A 15,351-nucleotide genomic window follows, 5' to 3' on the forward strand; every position below is an offset into this window, starting at 1 on the left:
ACTCAGACCCCGGTGATGCGGGCGACCTCGCCGGCAACGGCGCGGGCACGCCCGCGCAGGGAGGCCACGTCGGGTCCCGCCCGCAGGACGTCCCTGCTGCTGCTCGCGAGCACCTGGGGCAGCGCCCCGGCGAAGACCGAGCGCACGTCCTCGGCGGTCGCCCCCTGGGCGCCGAGCCCGGGGGCGAGGACCGGTCCGGCCATGGCCGGCAGGTCGACCTGCAGGTCGGCCACGGCGGAGCCGACGGTGGCCCCGACGACGAGACCGATGCTCCCGAGCCGGCCCGCGGCGCGGTCGTCGGCGTTGTCGCGTGCCGCGCCCTCGGCGACGGCTCCCGCGACCGATCGTCCGTCGGGGAGGCGGGCGTGCTGGACGTCGGCACCCTCGGGGTTGGACGTCAGGGCGAGGACGAAGGCCCCGCGGCCCGTGGCGTGCGCGCGGTCGATCGCGGGGCGCAGGGAGCCGTAGCCGAGGTACGGGCTCAGGGTGATCGCGTCCGCAGCGGCCGGCGCGTCCGTGCCGAGGAAGGCCTCGCCGTAGGCGTCGACGGTGGTGCCGATGTCGCCGCGCTTGACGTCGAGGACGGTGAGGGTACCGGCCGAGCGCAGCTCGGCGAGCGCGCGCTCGAGGACCGCGACCCCCTTCGCCCCGAAGACCTCGAAGAAGGCCGACTGGGGCTTGACGGCGGCGACCGCGCCGCCGAAGGCCTCCACGCAGGTCATCGTGAACCGCTCCAGGCCGGCGAGGTCGTAGGTCAGCCCCCAGGACTCGAGGAGTCCGCGGTGCGGGTCGATCCCCGCACAGAGCGGACCGTGCTCGGCCATCGCGGCCTGCAGGCGGACGCCGAAGGGGGTGGTGTCGGTGGTCATGCCGTGCACCTCACGCGGTGAACCTCTCGTGGGCGATGCCGACGACGTCGGCGAGACGGTCGAAGCCGTGCTCGGCGACGAGCTGCTCCAGCTCGACACCGACGCGGTGGGGTGCGGTTGGGTCGTTGAAGGCGGCGGTCCCGACCTGGACGGCGCTGGCGCCGGCCGCGACGAGCTCCAGCGCGTCCCTGCCGTGACGCACTCCCCCGGCGCCGACGATGGGCGCCGTCCTGATCCGGCCCTCCCGCATGGCACCGGCCACCTGCCAGATGGCCCGCACGGCCGTCGGGCGGATCGCCGGACCGGACAGACCACCGGTCGCCGCCGCGAGGTGCGGGCGCAGCCGGTCGGTGTCGATGGCCACACCGAGCGTGGTGTTGATCATCGTCAGGCCGTGGGCGCCGGCCCGGAGGACGACATCGGCGATCTCCACGATGTCCGTGACGTCGGGGCTGAGCTTTGCCAGCATCGGCAGACCGCGCGGGACCTCCTCGCGCACGAGCGTGAGCACCTTGTGGGCACCGCCCGGGTCGCAGGCGAAGACCAGGCCGCGGTTGGCGACGTTGGGGCAGGAGATGTTGACCTCGATCGCCGCGACGGCGCTCGCGTACCGGCTGCGCACGACCGCCCGGGCGACCCGGGCGAACTCCGAGGCGGTGCCGCCCGCGATGGACACGACGACCCTGGCCCCGATGGAGTGCAACCAGGCGAGGTCCTTCTCGACGAAGGCGGTCACGCCCGGACCCTGGAGGCCGATCGAGTTGAGCATGCCCGAGGGGGTCTCGGCCATGCGGGGGGTGCCCCGCCCGGAGACGGGGTCGAGCTTGACCGACTTCGTCACGAAGGCACCCAGCTGGGTGATGTCGATGAAGCGGTGCATCTCGCGACCGTTGGCGGCGCACCCGCTCGCGGTCATCATCGGGCCCGGCAGGCGCACGCCCGCGAGGTCGACCGACATGTCGACGGGACCCGTGGTGGTCGGCGCCCCCATCAGCGCACCGCCTTCGGGGCGCCGACGGCGTCCTCGGGGACGCGGCAGTACCCGTCCTCGAAGGCCTCCCACCGCACCCGGTCACCGCGCAGGACGGGGCCGTCGAGGCAGCTGCGCACCATCGTGGTGGTGCCGTCCTCGCCGCGGACCGGCATCACGCACGTCATGCAGATCCCGACGCCGCAGGCCATGGCCTCCTCGACGGCGACCTGCGCGACGATGCCGTGCTCGTCGGCTATGGCGCTGAGGGAGCGCAGCATCCCCATCGGCCCGCAGCCGTAGACGACCCCCGCGCCCGTGCGGGTGACCAGGTCCGGCACGACGTCCGAGACCCATCCCCGGACCCCGGCGGAGCCGTCGTCGGTGGTCACGGTGACCCCGTCAGCGACCCGCCGCGCCCCCACGACACCGAAGAGGCGGTCCGCGGACGCGGCGCCGAGGACCATCTCGACCGGGCATCCGCGCTCGCGCAGCTGCTCCGCGAGCCAGAAGAGCGGCGCCGAGCCGTACCCGCCGCCGACGAGGACGCAGGGGACGGGCTGCGACGGCAGCGGGAACCCCCGTCCGAGCGGGCCGATGACCCCGACGCTCTCCCCCGGCTCCAGCGCGGTGAGGGCGCGGGTGCCGGCACCGTGCGCCGCGACGACGATCTCGGTCGTGCCGCCGTAGGTCCCGGCCGGGGAGACCCGGTGGATGGAGAAGCTGCGACGCAGCAGCATCGAGCTCGTCCCGTCCCCCACGGACAGGGCGACGAACTGCCCCGGGCGGGCCAGCTCGGCCAGGCCGGGGGTGACGAGCGTGAGGTGCCGGTACGCGCCGGCGGCGACGTTGCCGAGGACCTCGGCCTCGACCTGGACCACCCCGGCGCCCTCGCGGGCGGCGATGGTGCGCGTCACCGGTGCGCCCCGTACAGGTCGAGGTCGCGCGCGTGCTCCTGCAGCGCCTTGACGTCCAGCTCGCCGTTGATCCGTGACTCGATGGCCTGGACCGCGGCCCCGAGCTGCTGGACGGTCGTGACGATCGGCTTGTCCATCGCCGTGGTCGCCGCACGGATGGCGTAGCCGTCCGCGCGGGCGTGCTGCCCGGAGGGGGTGTTGAAGACGACGTCGACCTCACCGGCGAGGATCCGGTCGACGACGCTCACCTCCCCCTCGGCGCGCTCGGAGTGCTTGGTGGCGACCTCGCACTCGATCGCGTTGCGCCGCAGGACATCCGCGGTTCCCTGCGTGGCGAGGATGCGGAAGCCGAGGTCGCTGAGGACCTTGATCGGGAAGATCATCGCCCGCTTGTCGCGATTGGCGACGGAGACGAAGACCGTCCCCGAGGTCGGCAGTCCGGTCGAGAGCGTCCCCAGCTGGCTCTTGGCGAAGGCGGCACCGAAGTCGGCGTCGATCCCCATGACCTCACCGGTCGAGCGCATCTCCGGGCCGAGGAGGGAGTCGACGACCTCGCCCTCCGCGGTGCGGAAGCGCTTGAACGGCAGCACCGCCTCCTTGACCGACATCGGCGCGTGGGCCGGCATGGACCCTCCGTCCAGCTCGTGCGGCAGCATGCCCTCCGCCCGCAGCTCCTCGATGCTCGCCCCGAGCATGACCCGTGCCGCAGCCTTGGCGATCGGCACCCCCGTCGCCTTCGCGACGAAGGGGACGGTGCGCGAGGCCCGGGGGTTGGCCTCGAGGACGTAGAGGACGTCCTGGGCGAGGGCGAACTGCACGTTCATCAGCCCACGGACCCCGATGCCCTCGGCGAGCGCGAGCGTCGCCTCGCGCACGCGCTGCAGCTCGCTCGCGCCGAGCGTCGCGGGCGGCAGGGTGCAGCTGGAGTCACCGGAGTGGATCCCGGCCTCCTCGATGTGCTCCATGATCCCGCCGAGGTACATCTCGGTGCCGTCGTAGAGCGCGTCGACGTCGATCTCGATCGCGTCGTCGAGGAACCGGTCGACGAGGATCGGGTACTCCGGCGAGGCGACGGCCGCGCGGGTGACGTACTCGCTGAGCGTCGTGTCGTCGTAGACGATCTCCATCCCGCGGCCACCGAGGACGTAGGAGGGGCGCACGAGGACGGGGTACCCGATCTCCCGGGCGATCTCCACGGCCTCCTCGGCGCTGAAGGCCGTCCCGTGCTTGGGTGCGTTCAGGCCGGCCTCGTGGAGGACCCGGCCGAAGTGACCGCGGTCCTCGGCGAGGTCGATGGCCTCAGGGGAGGTCCCGACGATCGGCACCCCGGCCGCCTTGAGGTCCTTCGCCAGACCCAGCGGCGTCTGACCCCCGAGCTGGACGATGACCCCGGCGACGGGTCCGGCCTTGCTCTCGACGTGGATGACCTCGAGGACGTCCTCGAGCGTCAGCGGCTCGAAGTACAGGCGGCTGCTCGTGTCGTAGTCGGTCGAGACCGTCTCCGGGTTGCAGTTGACCATGACCGTGTCGTAGCCCGCGTCCTGCAGCGCGAAGCTCGCGTGGACGCAGGAGTAGTCGAACTCGACGCCCTGGCCGATCCGGTTCGGCCCGGAACCGAGGATGATCACCGCCGGCCGCTCGCGCGGCGCGACCTCGCTCTCCTCGTCGTAGGAGCTGTAGTGGTAGGGCGTGAGTGCGGCGAACTCGGCGGCACAGGTGTCGACGGTCTTGTAGACCGGGCGCACCCCGAGTGCGTGCCGCACCCCACGCACGACCGACTCGTCCATCCGGCGCAACCGCGCAATCTGGGCGTCGGAGAAGCCGTGGCGCTTGGCCAGGGCCAGCTGCTGCGGGTCCAGCTCCTCTGCGTCGTGGATCTGCTGGGCCAGGTCGTTGATCAGCGCCATCTGGTCCAGGAACCACGGGTCGATCTTCGTCGCCTCGTGCACCTCCTCGACCGGGATGCGGGCGCGCATGGCCTGCTGGACCTGGACGATCCGGCCGTCGGTGGGGACCCTCGACTGCTCGAGCAGTGCGCGCGCCTCCTCGATGGTCGGCTCCTCGCCGTCCCAGTGGAACGCCGATCCGGTGCGCTCGACGGAACGCAGCGCCTTCTGCAGCGCCTCGGTGAAGTTGCGGCCGATGGCCATCGCCTCGCCGACCGACTTCATCGTCGTCGTGAGTGTCGGGTCCGCCGCGGGGAACTTCTCGAAGGCGAATCGCGGGACCTTGACGACGACGTAGTCCAGGGCCGGCTCGAAGCTCGCCGGTGTCTCCCGGGTGATGTCGTTGGGGACCTCGTCGAGGGTGTAGCCGATCGCCATCTTCGCCGCGATCTTCGCGATCGGGAATCCCGTGGCCTTGGACGCCAGAGCGGAGGAGCGGGAGACGCGGGGGTTCATCTCGATGACGATCATCCGCCCGTCGGCCGGGTTGACCGCGAACTGGATGTTGCACCCGCCGGTCTCGACACCGACCTCGCGGATGACGGCGATGCCGACGTCACGCATGCGCTGGTACTCGCGGTCGGTGAGGGTCAACGCCGGCGCCACGGTGATCGAGTCACCGGTGTGCACGCCCATGGGGTCGAGGTTCTCGATCGAGCACACCACGACGACGTTGTCGACGTTGTCCCTCATCACCTCCAGCTCGTACTCCTTCCAGCCGAGAATCGACTCCTCGAGGAGCACCTCGGTGGTCGGGCTGGCCTGCAGGCCGGCCCCGGCCATGCGCCGCAGGTCCTCCTCGTCGTAGGCGAAGCCGGAACCGAGGCCGCCCATGGTGAAGGAGGGGCGCACGACGACCGGGTAGCCGAGCTCCTCGGCGGCCGCGAGGGTCTTGTCCAGCGCGTACCGGACCTCCTCACCGGGCGTCGAGCCGGCGGGCGCGTCGTCGGCGTTGCAGATGATCGAGCGGGCCGACTCGGCCCCGCAGCGCTCGACGACGCCCTTGAACCGCTGGCGGTCCTCGCCAAGCTGGATCGCCTCGACGCTGGCACCGATGAGCGGGCAGTCGTACTTCGCGAGCACACCCGCGTCGTGCAGGGCGATCGCGGTGTTGAGCGCGGTCTGCCCGCCGAGGGTGGCCAGCACGGCGTCGGGGCGCTCGCGGGCGATGATCTTCTCGACCACCTCGGGGGTGATCGGCTCGATGTAGGTGGCGTCCGCGAACTCGGGGTCGGTCATGATCGTCGCGGGGTTGGAGTTGACCAGGACGACCCGGATCCCCTCCTCCCGCAGGACGCGGCACGCCTGGGTGCCGGAGTAGTCGAACTCGCAGGCCTGGCCGATGACGATCGGGCCGGAGCCGATGACGAGGACGGACTGGATGTCGTCACGCTTGGGCATCAGGCCTGGTTCTCCTTGGTGGTCGTGGTGCCGGCGGTCTCGAGCAGGTCGACGAACCGGTCGAACAGGTAGGCGGCGTCGTGCGGGCCCGCCGCCGCCTCCGGGTGGTACTGGACGGAGAAGCCGAGCAGTCGGCCGGCTCCCCCTGCGGGGCCGTCCGGCTCGCGCAGCTCCAGCCCCTCGACGACGTCGTCGTTGAGGCAGACGTGGCTCACGCTCGCCGCGCCGAAGGGGGTGGCGGTCACCTCGTCGAGCGGGGCCTCGACGGCGAAGCCGTGGTTGTGGGCGGTGACCTCGACCTTGCCGGTCGAGCGGTCGAGCACCGGCTGGTTGATACCGCGGTGCCCGTACTTCAACTTGTAGGTGCCGAAGCCCAGTGCCCTGCCGAAGAGCTGGTTGCCGAAGCAGATGCCGAAGTACGGCAGGCCCTCGCGCAGGGCGTCCCGGAGCAGCTCCACCTGCTGCCCGGCGGTGGCGGGGTCGCCCGGACCGTTGGAGAAGAACAGTCCGTCCGGAGCGACCGCCTTCACGTCGGCGATCGTCGAGGTGGCCGGCAGGACGTGGACCTCGATCCCGCGCTCGGCGAGGCGGACCGGGGTCATGGTCTTGATCCCGAGGTCGACGGCGGCGACGGTGAAGCGCTTCGCCCCCTTCGCCTCGACGACGTAGGGCTCGCGCGTGCTCACCTCGTCGGCGAGCGCGGACCCTGTCATCTCGGGCGAGGAGCGGACCCGCTCGAGCAGGCTCCCCTCGTCGACGAGGGCCGGGCCGGAGAAGATGCCGACGCGCATCGCCCCGCGCTCGCGCAGGTGCCGGGTCAGGGCCCGGGTGTCGATTCCGCCGATGCCGACGACGCCCTGCTCGGCCAGGGCGCTCTCCAGGCTGCGACGCGAGCGCCAGCTGCTCGGACGGATCGCGGGATCGCGGACGACGTACCCGCTCACCTGGATGCGGCCGGACTCGTCGTCCTCGTCGTTCCAGCCGGTGTTGCCGACGTGGGGGGAGGTCATGACGACGACCTGGTGGCGGTAGCTGGGGTCGGTGAGGGTCTCCTGGTAACCGGTCATGCCGGTGTTGAAGACGGCCTCGCCGACCGTCTCGCCGACGGCACCGTAGGCGCTGCCCGAGAAGGTCCGGCCGTCCTCCAGGACGAGGAGAGCGGGCTGGGTGGCTGAGTTCGTGATCATGGGCGAACCTCTCCGTCGGCTGCCGTGATGCGGCCGTTCAGGATCGTGGTGCGGACGCGACCGGTGAGGGTGCGCCCGGCGAAGGGGGTGTTGCGGGACAGGGACAGCGACGCACCGGGGTCGACGGTGACCTCGGCACGGGGATCGACGAGGACGAGGTTGGCGGGCGATCCCGGGCGGATGGCCTGCCCGTGCCCGCCCAGTCCCGCGATGCGGGCAGGGGTGGTGGACATCCGCTCGGTCAGTGTCGCCCAGTCCATGAGGCCGGACGCGACCATCACGTCGTGGACGACGGAGAAGGCCGTCTCCAGCCCGAGCATCCCGAAGGCGGCGTCGGGGAAGGCGTGCTCCTTGTCGTGCCGGGCGTGCGGGGCGTGGTCGGTGGCGACCGCATCGATGGTCCCGTCGGCGAGCGCCGCACGGAGGGCGTCGACGTCCTCCTGCGGTCGCAGCGGCGGGTTGACCTTGTAGACCGGGTCGTAGGTGCGCAGCAGATCGGTCGTCAGCAGCAGGTGGTGGGGGGTCACCTCCGCGGTGATGCGGGCCCCGCGCCACTTGGCCCAGCGCACGGCCTCCACCCCCTCGGCGGTCGTGACGTGCGCAACGTGGACGCGGGAGCCGGTGTGGAGGGCGAGCTCCGCGTCGCGCGCGATGATGCTCGACTCCGCCACCGCGGGCCACCCGGTCAGACCGAGCCGTCCGCTGATCTCGCCCTCGTGGCAGCAGGCGCTCGGGCCGGCCAGCGACGGGTCCTGGGAGTGCTGGGAGACCACGCCGTCGAAGGCACGCACGTACTCGAGCGCACGGCGCATCACCCGGGCGTCGTGGACGCACTTGCCGTCGTCGGAGAAGACCCGCACCCGGGCGCGGGAGCGGTGCATCAGGCCCAGCTCGGCGAGCTCGGCGCCCTCGAGCCCCTTGGTCACCGCCCCGACCGGTTGCACCTCGACGAGACCCGCGGCGACGCCGAGGTCGAGGACGTGCTCGGCGGCCTCACCCGTGTCGGTCACCGGCGTGGTGTTGGCCATCGCCAGGATGGCGGTGAAGCCGCCGGCCGCGGCGGCGGCGGACCCGGAGCGCACCGTCTCGGCGTCCTCGCGGCCGGGCTGGCGCAGGTGCGTGTGCAGGTCGACGAAGCCGGGCAGGAGCACCAGTCCGTCGGCGTCCACGCGCTCCGCGCCGGAGGTGGTCTCGGTGGCGCTCGTGCCCACGGCGACGACGTGGCCGTCACGGACGAGGACGTCGGCCCGGTCTCCTCCGAGAACGGCCGCGCCGGTGATCAGCAGCTCGCTCATGCGGCGCTCCCTTCGACGGTGCCGTCCGAGGCCAGGAGGTGGTAGAGGACGCTCATGCGCACGGCGACCCCGGCGCTGACCTGGTCGAGCACGAGGCTGCTGGCCGCGTCCGCGGCGTCGGCCGCGATCTCCAGGCCGCGGTTCATCGGGCCGGGGTGGCAGATGACCGCCTCGGGGTTGCGCGCCGTCAGGGCGGTGAGCCGGTCGCGGGTCAGGCCGTAGCCGACCGTGTACTCCCGAGGAGTGGGGAAGAAGCCGCCGGCCATCCGCTCGCGCTGCACGCGCAGCATCATCAGGGCGTCGACGCCGGAGTCGATGACCTCGTCGAGGTCGTCGGCGAGGGCGAAGCCGTCGGTGGCGGCCCAGGACGCGACCCCGCTCGGCATGAGCGTGGGCGGTGCGACCACGGTGACGTGCGCCCCGAGCCGCGGCAGGGCCAGCACGTCGGAGCGGAAGACCCGCGAGTGCGTGACGTCACCGACGATCGCGATCCGCTTGCCCTCGAGCGTGCCGAGGCGCTGCTCGAGGGTGTACGCGTCCAGGAGGGCCTGGGTGGGGTGCTCGTGCGTGCCGTCGCCGGCGTTGAGGACCGAGGTCGCCACCCCGGACTCGTCGAACCAGCCGGCGACCTGGTGGGCGGCTCCGGAGGCCTGGTGGCGCATGACGATCGCGTCCACGCCCATCGCGGCGATCGTGCGCACGGTGTCGCGCAGGGACTCCCCCTTCGAGGCCGAGGAGCCCTTGCCGGTGATGTTGATCGTGTCGGCGCTCATCCACTTGCCGGCGATCTCGAAGGAGGAGCGGGTGCGGGTGGAGTCCTCGAAGAAGAGGTTGATCACCGTGCGGCCGCGCAGGGTCGGGATCTTCTTGACCGCGCGGTGCTGCACGTCGTGCATCTCCGCGGCGGTGGTGAGCACGGAGCGCAGGGCGTCGTCGTCGAGGTCGGACACGGACAGCAGGTGCTTGGTCATCGCTCCCCCCTCGAGATCCTCACCGAGTCCTCGACGCCGTCGTGCTCGCTCAGGCGCACCGTCACGCGCTCGGAGTGGGACGTCGGGAGGTTCTTGCCGACGTGGTCGGCTCGGATGGGCAGCTCCCGGTGCCCGCGGTCGACGAGCACGGCCAGGCGCACGGAGCGCGGGCGACCGTAGTCGGCCAGGGCGTCGAGGGCGGCCCGTACGGTGCGGCCGGAGTAGAGCACGTCGTCGACGAGGACGACGACGCGGTCGTCGACCCCGGTCGAGGGGAAGTGCGTCTGGTGCGGGGTCTTCGTCGGGCGACCGCGCAGGTCGTCCCGGTACATCGTCACGTCGAGCGAGCCGACGGGCACCTCGCTGCCCTCGATCTCGGTGATGAGGGCGCCCAGACGCCGGGCGAGCTCCACGCCGCGGCTGGGGATCCCCAGGAGGACGACGTCGCCGGCCCCCTTGTTGCGCTCCACGACCTCATGGGCAATGCGGCGCAGCGCCCGGGAGATGTCACCGGCGCTGAGGACCTCGCGGTCGGCCGGGGGGTGGTCAGTGGCCTGCGGGGGCGGTGAGTCCGGACACATGGGTGTCGTAGACCTCCTTCTCTGCCTCACGGGACAGCGGTTAAAGGATGTCGGTCGGCTCGACCCTACCGCTCCCGGCGGGCCCGCCGCACCACGGTCCACCTCATTCATCACACCATTGTTTTGGTTATGTCTCCCATAACCTCTTATTATTTTTCGGTGACCGCCCCACCCCTGCTCGATCTCCAGGGCCTGCGCAAGGAGTTCCCCTCCCCCAGCGGCCCCGTCGTCGCCCTCGAGGACATCACCCTGTCCGTCCCGAGAGGCTCCATCCACGGCATCGTCGGCCGCTCCGGCGCCGGCAAGTCGACGCTGATCCGCTGCCTGACCGGCCTCGAGCAGCCCACCAGCGGCCGTGTCGTGCTCGACGGCACCGACGTGACCGGACTGAGTGGCCGCGCCCTGCGTGCCGCCCGCCGCCGTTTCGGGATGGTCTTCCAGCACGCGAACGTCCTCGACTCCCGCTCGGCAGCCGACAACATCGCCCTCCCGCTGGAGATCGCGGGCTGGTCACGGGCCGAGCGCGCCGCACGCGTGACCGAGCTGCTCGACCTCGTCGGCCTGGCCGACCGAGCGGACAACCACCCGGCCCAGCTCTCCGGCGGCCAGCAACAGCGGGTCGGGATCGCCCGTGCCCTGGCCCCGCGGCCGGACATCCTCCTGTGCGACGAGCCCACGTCCGCCCTCGACGCCACGACCACGCGGCAGGTCCTCGGATTCCTGCGGGGCCTGCGGGACCGCCTCGGGATCACGGTGGTGATCATCACCCATGAGCCCCAGGTCGTCCGCGAGGTCTGCGACGCGGTGACGCTTCTCGGTGACGGGTCGCTCCTCGAGACCGGCACGATCGCCGAGGTGGTCACCGACCCGGGCACGCGGCTGCACCACGACCTCATCCCCCTTCCGCCCGTACCGACGGAGGCGAGGGCGGCACACGTCACGGTCGCCCTCGGGCAGCCACGGGCGAGCGCGTCGAGCGTCGACCAGGTGCTCGCGCTCCTGCGGGACAACGACGTCCCGGCCGAGGTGACCGCAGCCACCCTCGAGACCATCGGCGGCCGTCGGGTCGGCCGCATCCAGCTCGAGGTCGGCGACGCGCGCCGCCTCGACACCGCCGTGGCCCTCCTCGACGCAGCACGGCTCGCCCCGGAGGTGGCCGCATGATCTCGCTCGCCGGGCTCACCACGGAGTCACGCTGGCTCGACAACCCCGTCCTCCACCAGCAGCTCCCCGAGGCCACGCTCGAGACCCTCGCCATGACCGGGGTCTCCGGCGTCCTGACCGCGGTCCTCGGGGTGGTTGTCGGCGTGCTCCTCCACGGCACCTCCCCCGGCGGGATCTTCCCCCACCGGGGGACGAACAACGTCCTGGGTGCGGCCGTCAACCTCGGCCGGTCGATGCCCTTCCTCATCCTGATGATCGCGATCATCCCGTTCACCCGCTGGGTCGTCGGGACATCCATCGGCTGGCAGGCCGCCTGCGTCCCGCTGACCATCGGAGCCGTGCCCTTCTACGCCCGCCTCGTCGAGACCTCGCTGCGCGAGGTCTCACCCGGCACGGTCGAGGCGGCCCTCATGATGGGCGCGACCCGTTGGGAGACCGTGCGCAAGGTCCTCCTGCCCGAGTCGCTGCCGGGCCTCGTGGCCGGTCTGACGACGACCCTCATCGCCCTCATCGGCTACACCGCGATGGCCGGTGCCGCGGGCGCCGGCGGTCTCGGAGACGTCGCGATCATCTACGGCTACAACCGCTTCGAGTACGACGTCATGATCGCCTGCGTCGTCCTGCTCGTCGTCATCGTCACCCTCGTCCAAGTCGTCGGCGACCTCGTCGCCCGTCGCCTCGACCACCGCTGACCCGCACCCACCGAGAGGAACACATGTCCCCCCTTCGCCACACCTCGCGCGCCGCTGCGCTCCTCGCCGTCTCCGCACTGGTCCTGACCGGCTGCGGCGCCGGTGGCAACGACGACGCCGGGCCCGAGACCGGTGAGGACGGCGTCACCACGATCACGGTCGGCGCCTCCGCGACACCGCACGCCGAGATCCTCGAGTACGTCGACGCCAACCTGGCCGCCGACCGGAAGATCGACCTCGAGATCCAGACCTTCGACGACTACATCCAGCCCAACGTGCAGCTCTCCGAGGGCACCCTCGACGCGAACTACTACCAGCACCTGCCCTACTTCGAGGAGCAGGTCGAGGACCGCGGCTACGACTTCGCCCACTTCTCGGGCGTCCACATCGAGCCCTTCGCCCTCCACTCCGCCTCGATCGAGGACGTGAAGGACCTGCCGAAGGGCGGTCAGGTCGGCATCAACAACGACCCGTCGAACCAGGGTCGCGCGCTCGTCCTCCTCGAGGACGCAGGTGTCATCACGCTCGCCGAGGGCACCGACGCGACCACCGCGACCGTCAACGACATCGCAGAGAACCCCAAGGGCCTCGAGTTCGTCGAGACCGCCGCGGCCCAGCTACCCCGCTCGCTCGAGGACCTCGACGCCGCCGTCATCAACGGCAACTACGCGATCGAGGCCGGCCTGTCCGTCGACGACGCGCTCCTCGTCGAGAAGGGCGAGGACAGCCCGTACGCCAACTTCGTCGCGGTCCAGCAGGCCAACAAGGACGACGAGGCCCTCGTGGCCCTCGACGAACTGCTGCACTCCCCCGAGGTCGAGGCCTACATCGAGAAGACGTGGCCGAACGGCGAGGTCCTGCCCGCCTTCTGATCGCGTCAGGGTCCGGACGGATCGCTCGCCCGGGGACGGCCGTCCGGCCGGTCGTCGCGTACCCCAGTGATGACCGGACGGTGGCCGACGACGGTGGCGACCGCACCCAGGGCGACGATCTCCTCGAGGATGACGCGGGTCGGGGTGAGCATCGTCAGGCGGCCGGCGGAGAGGTCGGCGAGCAGGCGCCCCGCCGGCTCCCAGCCCGACCGGGTCGCCTCGCTCGTGCGGTGCTGCGGCTGTCCCGGTGCCTCGTGCGGGACGGGGAGGACGTAGAAGGCGACGTCGAAGCGCTTCGGGACGATCGCCGGCGTGATCCAGCGGTCCCAGGGGTGCAGTGCCGAGGGCGGCGCGACCAGTCCCGTCTCCTCCTCGAGCTCACGCAGGCCCGTCGCCAGCAGCGTCCGGGCGTGCTCCAGGGGGTCGCTGGGCGTCGGGCTCCAGCGGCCCCAGCGCCGGACGTGCTCGGCCTCGACCTCGGGGCGAAGGGGGATCCCCGCCCCCGCGGCCACGTCACCCGGGTCGCACCGGCCCCCCGGGAAGACGACGGCGCCGGCCGCGAAGTCCATGGTGCTCTGCCGGTGCTGGACGAAGACCTCCACGCCGTCGGGGCCGTCCCGCAGCGGGATGACGCTGACCGCCGGCCGCGGCTCGACGGTGCTCGTCGCGAGGTGGACGGACATGATGACCCGGCGCCCTCCCCCGTCGAGTCCGGCCGAGCGCTCGCGCTCCCGCAGCTCCCGGACGGGCTCGGGTGCGTCGCGCTCGTCGATCTCCCGGAACCCGAGCTGCCGGTAGAAGGGCGCGTTCCAGGGGATGTCGGCGAAGGTGGACAGCGTCATCGAGGGGTGGCCCCGTCGGGCGGCCTCGGCCTGCGCGGTGGTGACGAGTCCGCGCCCGGTCCCCCGTCGCATGTGGTCCGGGTGCACCGACAGCTGGTCCAGGTGCGCGTGGCCGCCGAGATCGAGCACGTGGGCGAACCCGACCGGTGGGTCCCCGGCGACGAGGACGAAACCGGGGCGCTGCAGCCGCTGCTCACCCGAGGGCGCCGGCGACCAGTGCGAGATGTCCATGACCTCGGCGAACATCGGGCCGGCGGCCTCCTCGATCGCGGCGAGGGCGGCCACCGCCGGGTCGTCCGGCGCGATCGGTCGCACCGGCAGGTGCGGGGGAGTCATGCTCCTGGGTCCGGTCAGCCGAGGAGGCGGTCGAGGGCCCGGGCGAGCGGGCCGGGTGGTGGGGCGAACGGGGCGTCGGAGGCCGACCGGGGGCGGCCCTGGTCGTCGACGGCGCTGAGCGCCCGCAGGTAGGAGCGCTCGGCCCGCTCCGCCGCCCGTCTGCCCTCGTCGGTGTCCGGGCGCACCTCCTGTGCTCGCACCGACCCGGACCGCAGGTTGGCCTGCTCGCTGAGGTAGCGCACGACGACGGCGCCGACCGCCGCGACCGGGACCGCGAGGAAAGCCCCGACGATACCGAAAATCGTGCTCCCCACGGTGACCGCGAGCAGGATGATGCCCGCGTGCAGGTCCATCGAGCGGCCCTGGAGGAAGGGCTGGAGGACATTGCCCTCGATCTGCTGGACGGCGACGACCAGCGCCAGCACGAACAACGCGGTCATCGGCCCGTTGGCGACGAGCGCGACGAGGACGGCGAGCGCGCCCGCGGCGAAGGCACCGATGATCGGGATGAAGGCTCCGAAGAAGGTCAGCACCGCGAGTGCGAACGCCAGCGGGACACCGAGGAGCAGCAGCCCGACCCCGATGAGCACGGCATCGGCGAGTGCCACGATCGCCTGGGTGCGCACGAAGCCCCCGAGGGTGTTCCACGCCCGGGTGCAGACCTCGGTGAGGTGGTCGCCGGGCCGCTCGCCCGCGGTCCGGCGGACGAAGGGGAGGAAGTCCGGCCCGTCCTTGAGGAAGAAGAACACCAGGACGAGGACGAGGACGAGCGTGACCAGACCGCTACCCACGGCCGAGGCACCGGCCAGCGCCCCGGAGGCGATCTGTCCACCCTGGTCCTGCAGCCACTGCGTCGCCCGGGAGACTCCGTCGTCGACCGTGCGGCTGTCGAGGTTGAAGGGGGGCTTCGCCAGCCAGTCCTGCAGGCTCTGCAGACCCTTCGCGGCGGAGTCGGCCAGTTCACCGGCCTGGCTGACGACGGTCGGGATGATCGCTCCGATCACCCCGAGGAAGACGATGAGCGAGCCGAGGAGGACGAGGACCGCGGCCAGGGCCGAGGGCACCCGGTGACGTCGCAGCCATGCCGTCACCGGCCACAGGACGGTGGCGACGATGAGGGCGAGGAGGACCGGGAAGATGCCGACCCACAGCCTACCGACGAGCCAGCCGACCAGGGCGGCACCGACGGCGATGAGCAGCAGCCGCAGGGACCAGCGGGCGAGCCGGGTGAACCCGTCCCCGATGACCGCACCACGATCACGCGGTGGGGGGTGGGTTGTGTCCTGCGTCTGCACTGCGGCCTCCTGG

General features: G+C 72.1%; 13 protein-coding genes. 3 read left to right on the top strand and 10 right to left on the bottom strand.

What is annotated here, in order from left to right:
• Positions 1-2: 2 nt before the first annotated feature.
• Genes pyrF through pyrR form a run of 8 tightly spaced genes read right to left on the bottom strand, consistent with a single transcriptional unit; the run spans position 3 to position 10,137 of the window.
• On the bottom strand, positions 3-869 hold the full coding sequence (pyrF, locus tag PVE36_RS08870; RefSeq protein WP_277451697.1) for an orotidine-5'-phosphate decarboxylase: 867 nt from the start codon (positions 867-869) through the stop codon (positions 3-5).
• A gap of 10 nt (positions 870-879) precedes the next feature.
• The gene (locus tag PVE36_RS08875; protein WP_277451698.1) at positions 880-1,860 is read right to left on the bottom strand and encodes a dihydroorotate dehydrogenase; all 981 of its coding nucleotides are present in this window, start codon (positions 1,858-1,860) and stop codon (positions 880-882) included.
• The gene (locus tag PVE36_RS08880; protein ID WP_277451699.1) at positions 1,860-2,756 is read right to left on the bottom strand and encodes a dihydroorotate dehydrogenase electron transfer subunit; all 897 of its coding nucleotides are present in this window, start codon (positions 2,754-2,756) and stop codon (positions 1,860-1,862) included. The genes PVE36_RS08875 and PVE36_RS08880 overlap by 1 nt, the downstream gene beginning before the upstream one ends.
• Positions 2,753-6,103, bottom strand: coding sequence for a carbamoyl-phosphate synthase large subunit (gene carB / locus PVE36_RS08885; protein WP_277451700.1), 3,351 nt, complete (start codon positions 6,101-6,103; stop codon positions 2,753-2,755). The genes PVE36_RS08880 and carB overlap by 4 nt, the downstream gene beginning before the upstream one ends.
• Positions 6,103-7,290: a glutamine-hydrolyzing carbamoyl-phosphate synthase small subunit gene (gene carA, locus PVE36_RS08890; RefSeq protein WP_277451701.1), complete on the bottom strand. Its 1,188-nt coding sequence runs from the start codon at positions 7,288-7,290 to the stop codon at positions 6,103-6,105. The genes carB and carA overlap by 1 nt, the downstream gene beginning before the upstream one ends.
• Positions 7,287-8,585, bottom strand: coding sequence for a dihydroorotase (locus PVE36_RS08895; protein WP_277451702.1), 1,299 nt, complete (start codon positions 8,583-8,585; stop codon positions 7,287-7,289). The genes carA and PVE36_RS08895 overlap by 4 nt, the downstream gene beginning before the upstream one ends.
• Complete coding sequence (locus tag PVE36_RS08900; protein ID WP_277451703.1) at positions 8,582-9,556, bottom strand: aspartate carbamoyltransferase catalytic subunit; 975 nt, start codon at positions 9,554-9,556, stop codon at positions 8,582-8,584. Before PVE36_RS08900 ends, PVE36_RS08895 begins: the two co-directional genes overlap by 4 nt.
• Positions 9,553-10,137, bottom strand: coding sequence for a bifunctional pyr operon transcriptional regulator/uracil phosphoribosyltransferase PyrR (pyrR, locus tag PVE36_RS08905; protein ID WP_277451704.1), 585 nt, complete (start codon positions 10,135-10,137; stop codon positions 9,553-9,555). The genes PVE36_RS08900 and pyrR overlap by 4 nt, the downstream gene beginning before the upstream one ends.
• A gap of 174 nt (positions 10,138-10,311) precedes the next feature.
• On the opposite strand from pyrR, the gene PVE36_RS08910 reads away from it, so the two are divergent.
• The 3 genes from PVE36_RS08910 to PVE36_RS08920 are packed head-to-tail and all read left to right on the top strand — an operon-like array spanning position 10,312 to position 12,865.
• Positions 10,312-11,301: an ATP-binding cassette domain-containing protein gene (locus PVE36_RS08910; RefSeq protein ID WP_277455797.1), complete on the top strand. Its 990-nt coding sequence runs from the start codon at positions 10,312-10,314 to the stop codon at positions 11,299-11,301.
• Positions 11,298-11,993 (top strand): methionine ABC transporter permease, encoded by a 696-nt coding sequence (locus tag PVE36_RS08915; RefSeq protein WP_277451707.1) that lies wholly within the window; start codon positions 11,298-11,300, stop codon positions 11,991-11,993. The genes PVE36_RS08910 and PVE36_RS08915 overlap by 4 nt, the downstream gene beginning before the upstream one ends.
• A gap of 23 nt (positions 11,994-12,016) precedes the next feature.
• Positions 12,017-12,865, top strand: coding sequence for a MetQ/NlpA family ABC transporter substrate-binding protein (locus PVE36_RS08920; protein ID WP_277451709.1), 849 nt, complete (start codon positions 12,017-12,019; stop codon positions 12,863-12,865).
• 5 nt (positions 12,866-12,870) lie between these two features.
• On the opposite strand, the gene PVE36_RS08925 is transcribed toward PVE36_RS08920, so the two are convergent.
• Both PVE36_RS08925 and PVE36_RS08930 read right to left on the bottom strand, forming a co-directional pair.
• Positions 12,871-14,043: a GNAT family N-acetyltransferase gene (locus PVE36_RS08925; RefSeq protein WP_277451711.1), complete on the bottom strand. Its 1,173-nt coding sequence runs from the start codon at positions 14,041-14,043 to the stop codon at positions 12,871-12,873.
• Between the two features lie 14 nt (positions 14,044-14,057).
• On the bottom strand, positions 14,058-15,338 hold the full coding sequence (locus PVE36_RS08930) for an AI-2E family transporter (protein WP_277451712.1): 1,281 nt from the start codon (positions 15,336-15,338) through the stop codon (positions 14,058-14,060).
• Positions 15,339-15,351: the final 13 nt, after the last annotated feature.

The sequence above is a fragment of the Janibacter sp. DB-40 genome, assembly GCF_029510815.1.
In the GTDB taxonomy this organism is placed as follows: Bacteria; Actinomycetota; Actinomycetes; order Actinomycetales; family Dermatophilaceae; genus Janibacter.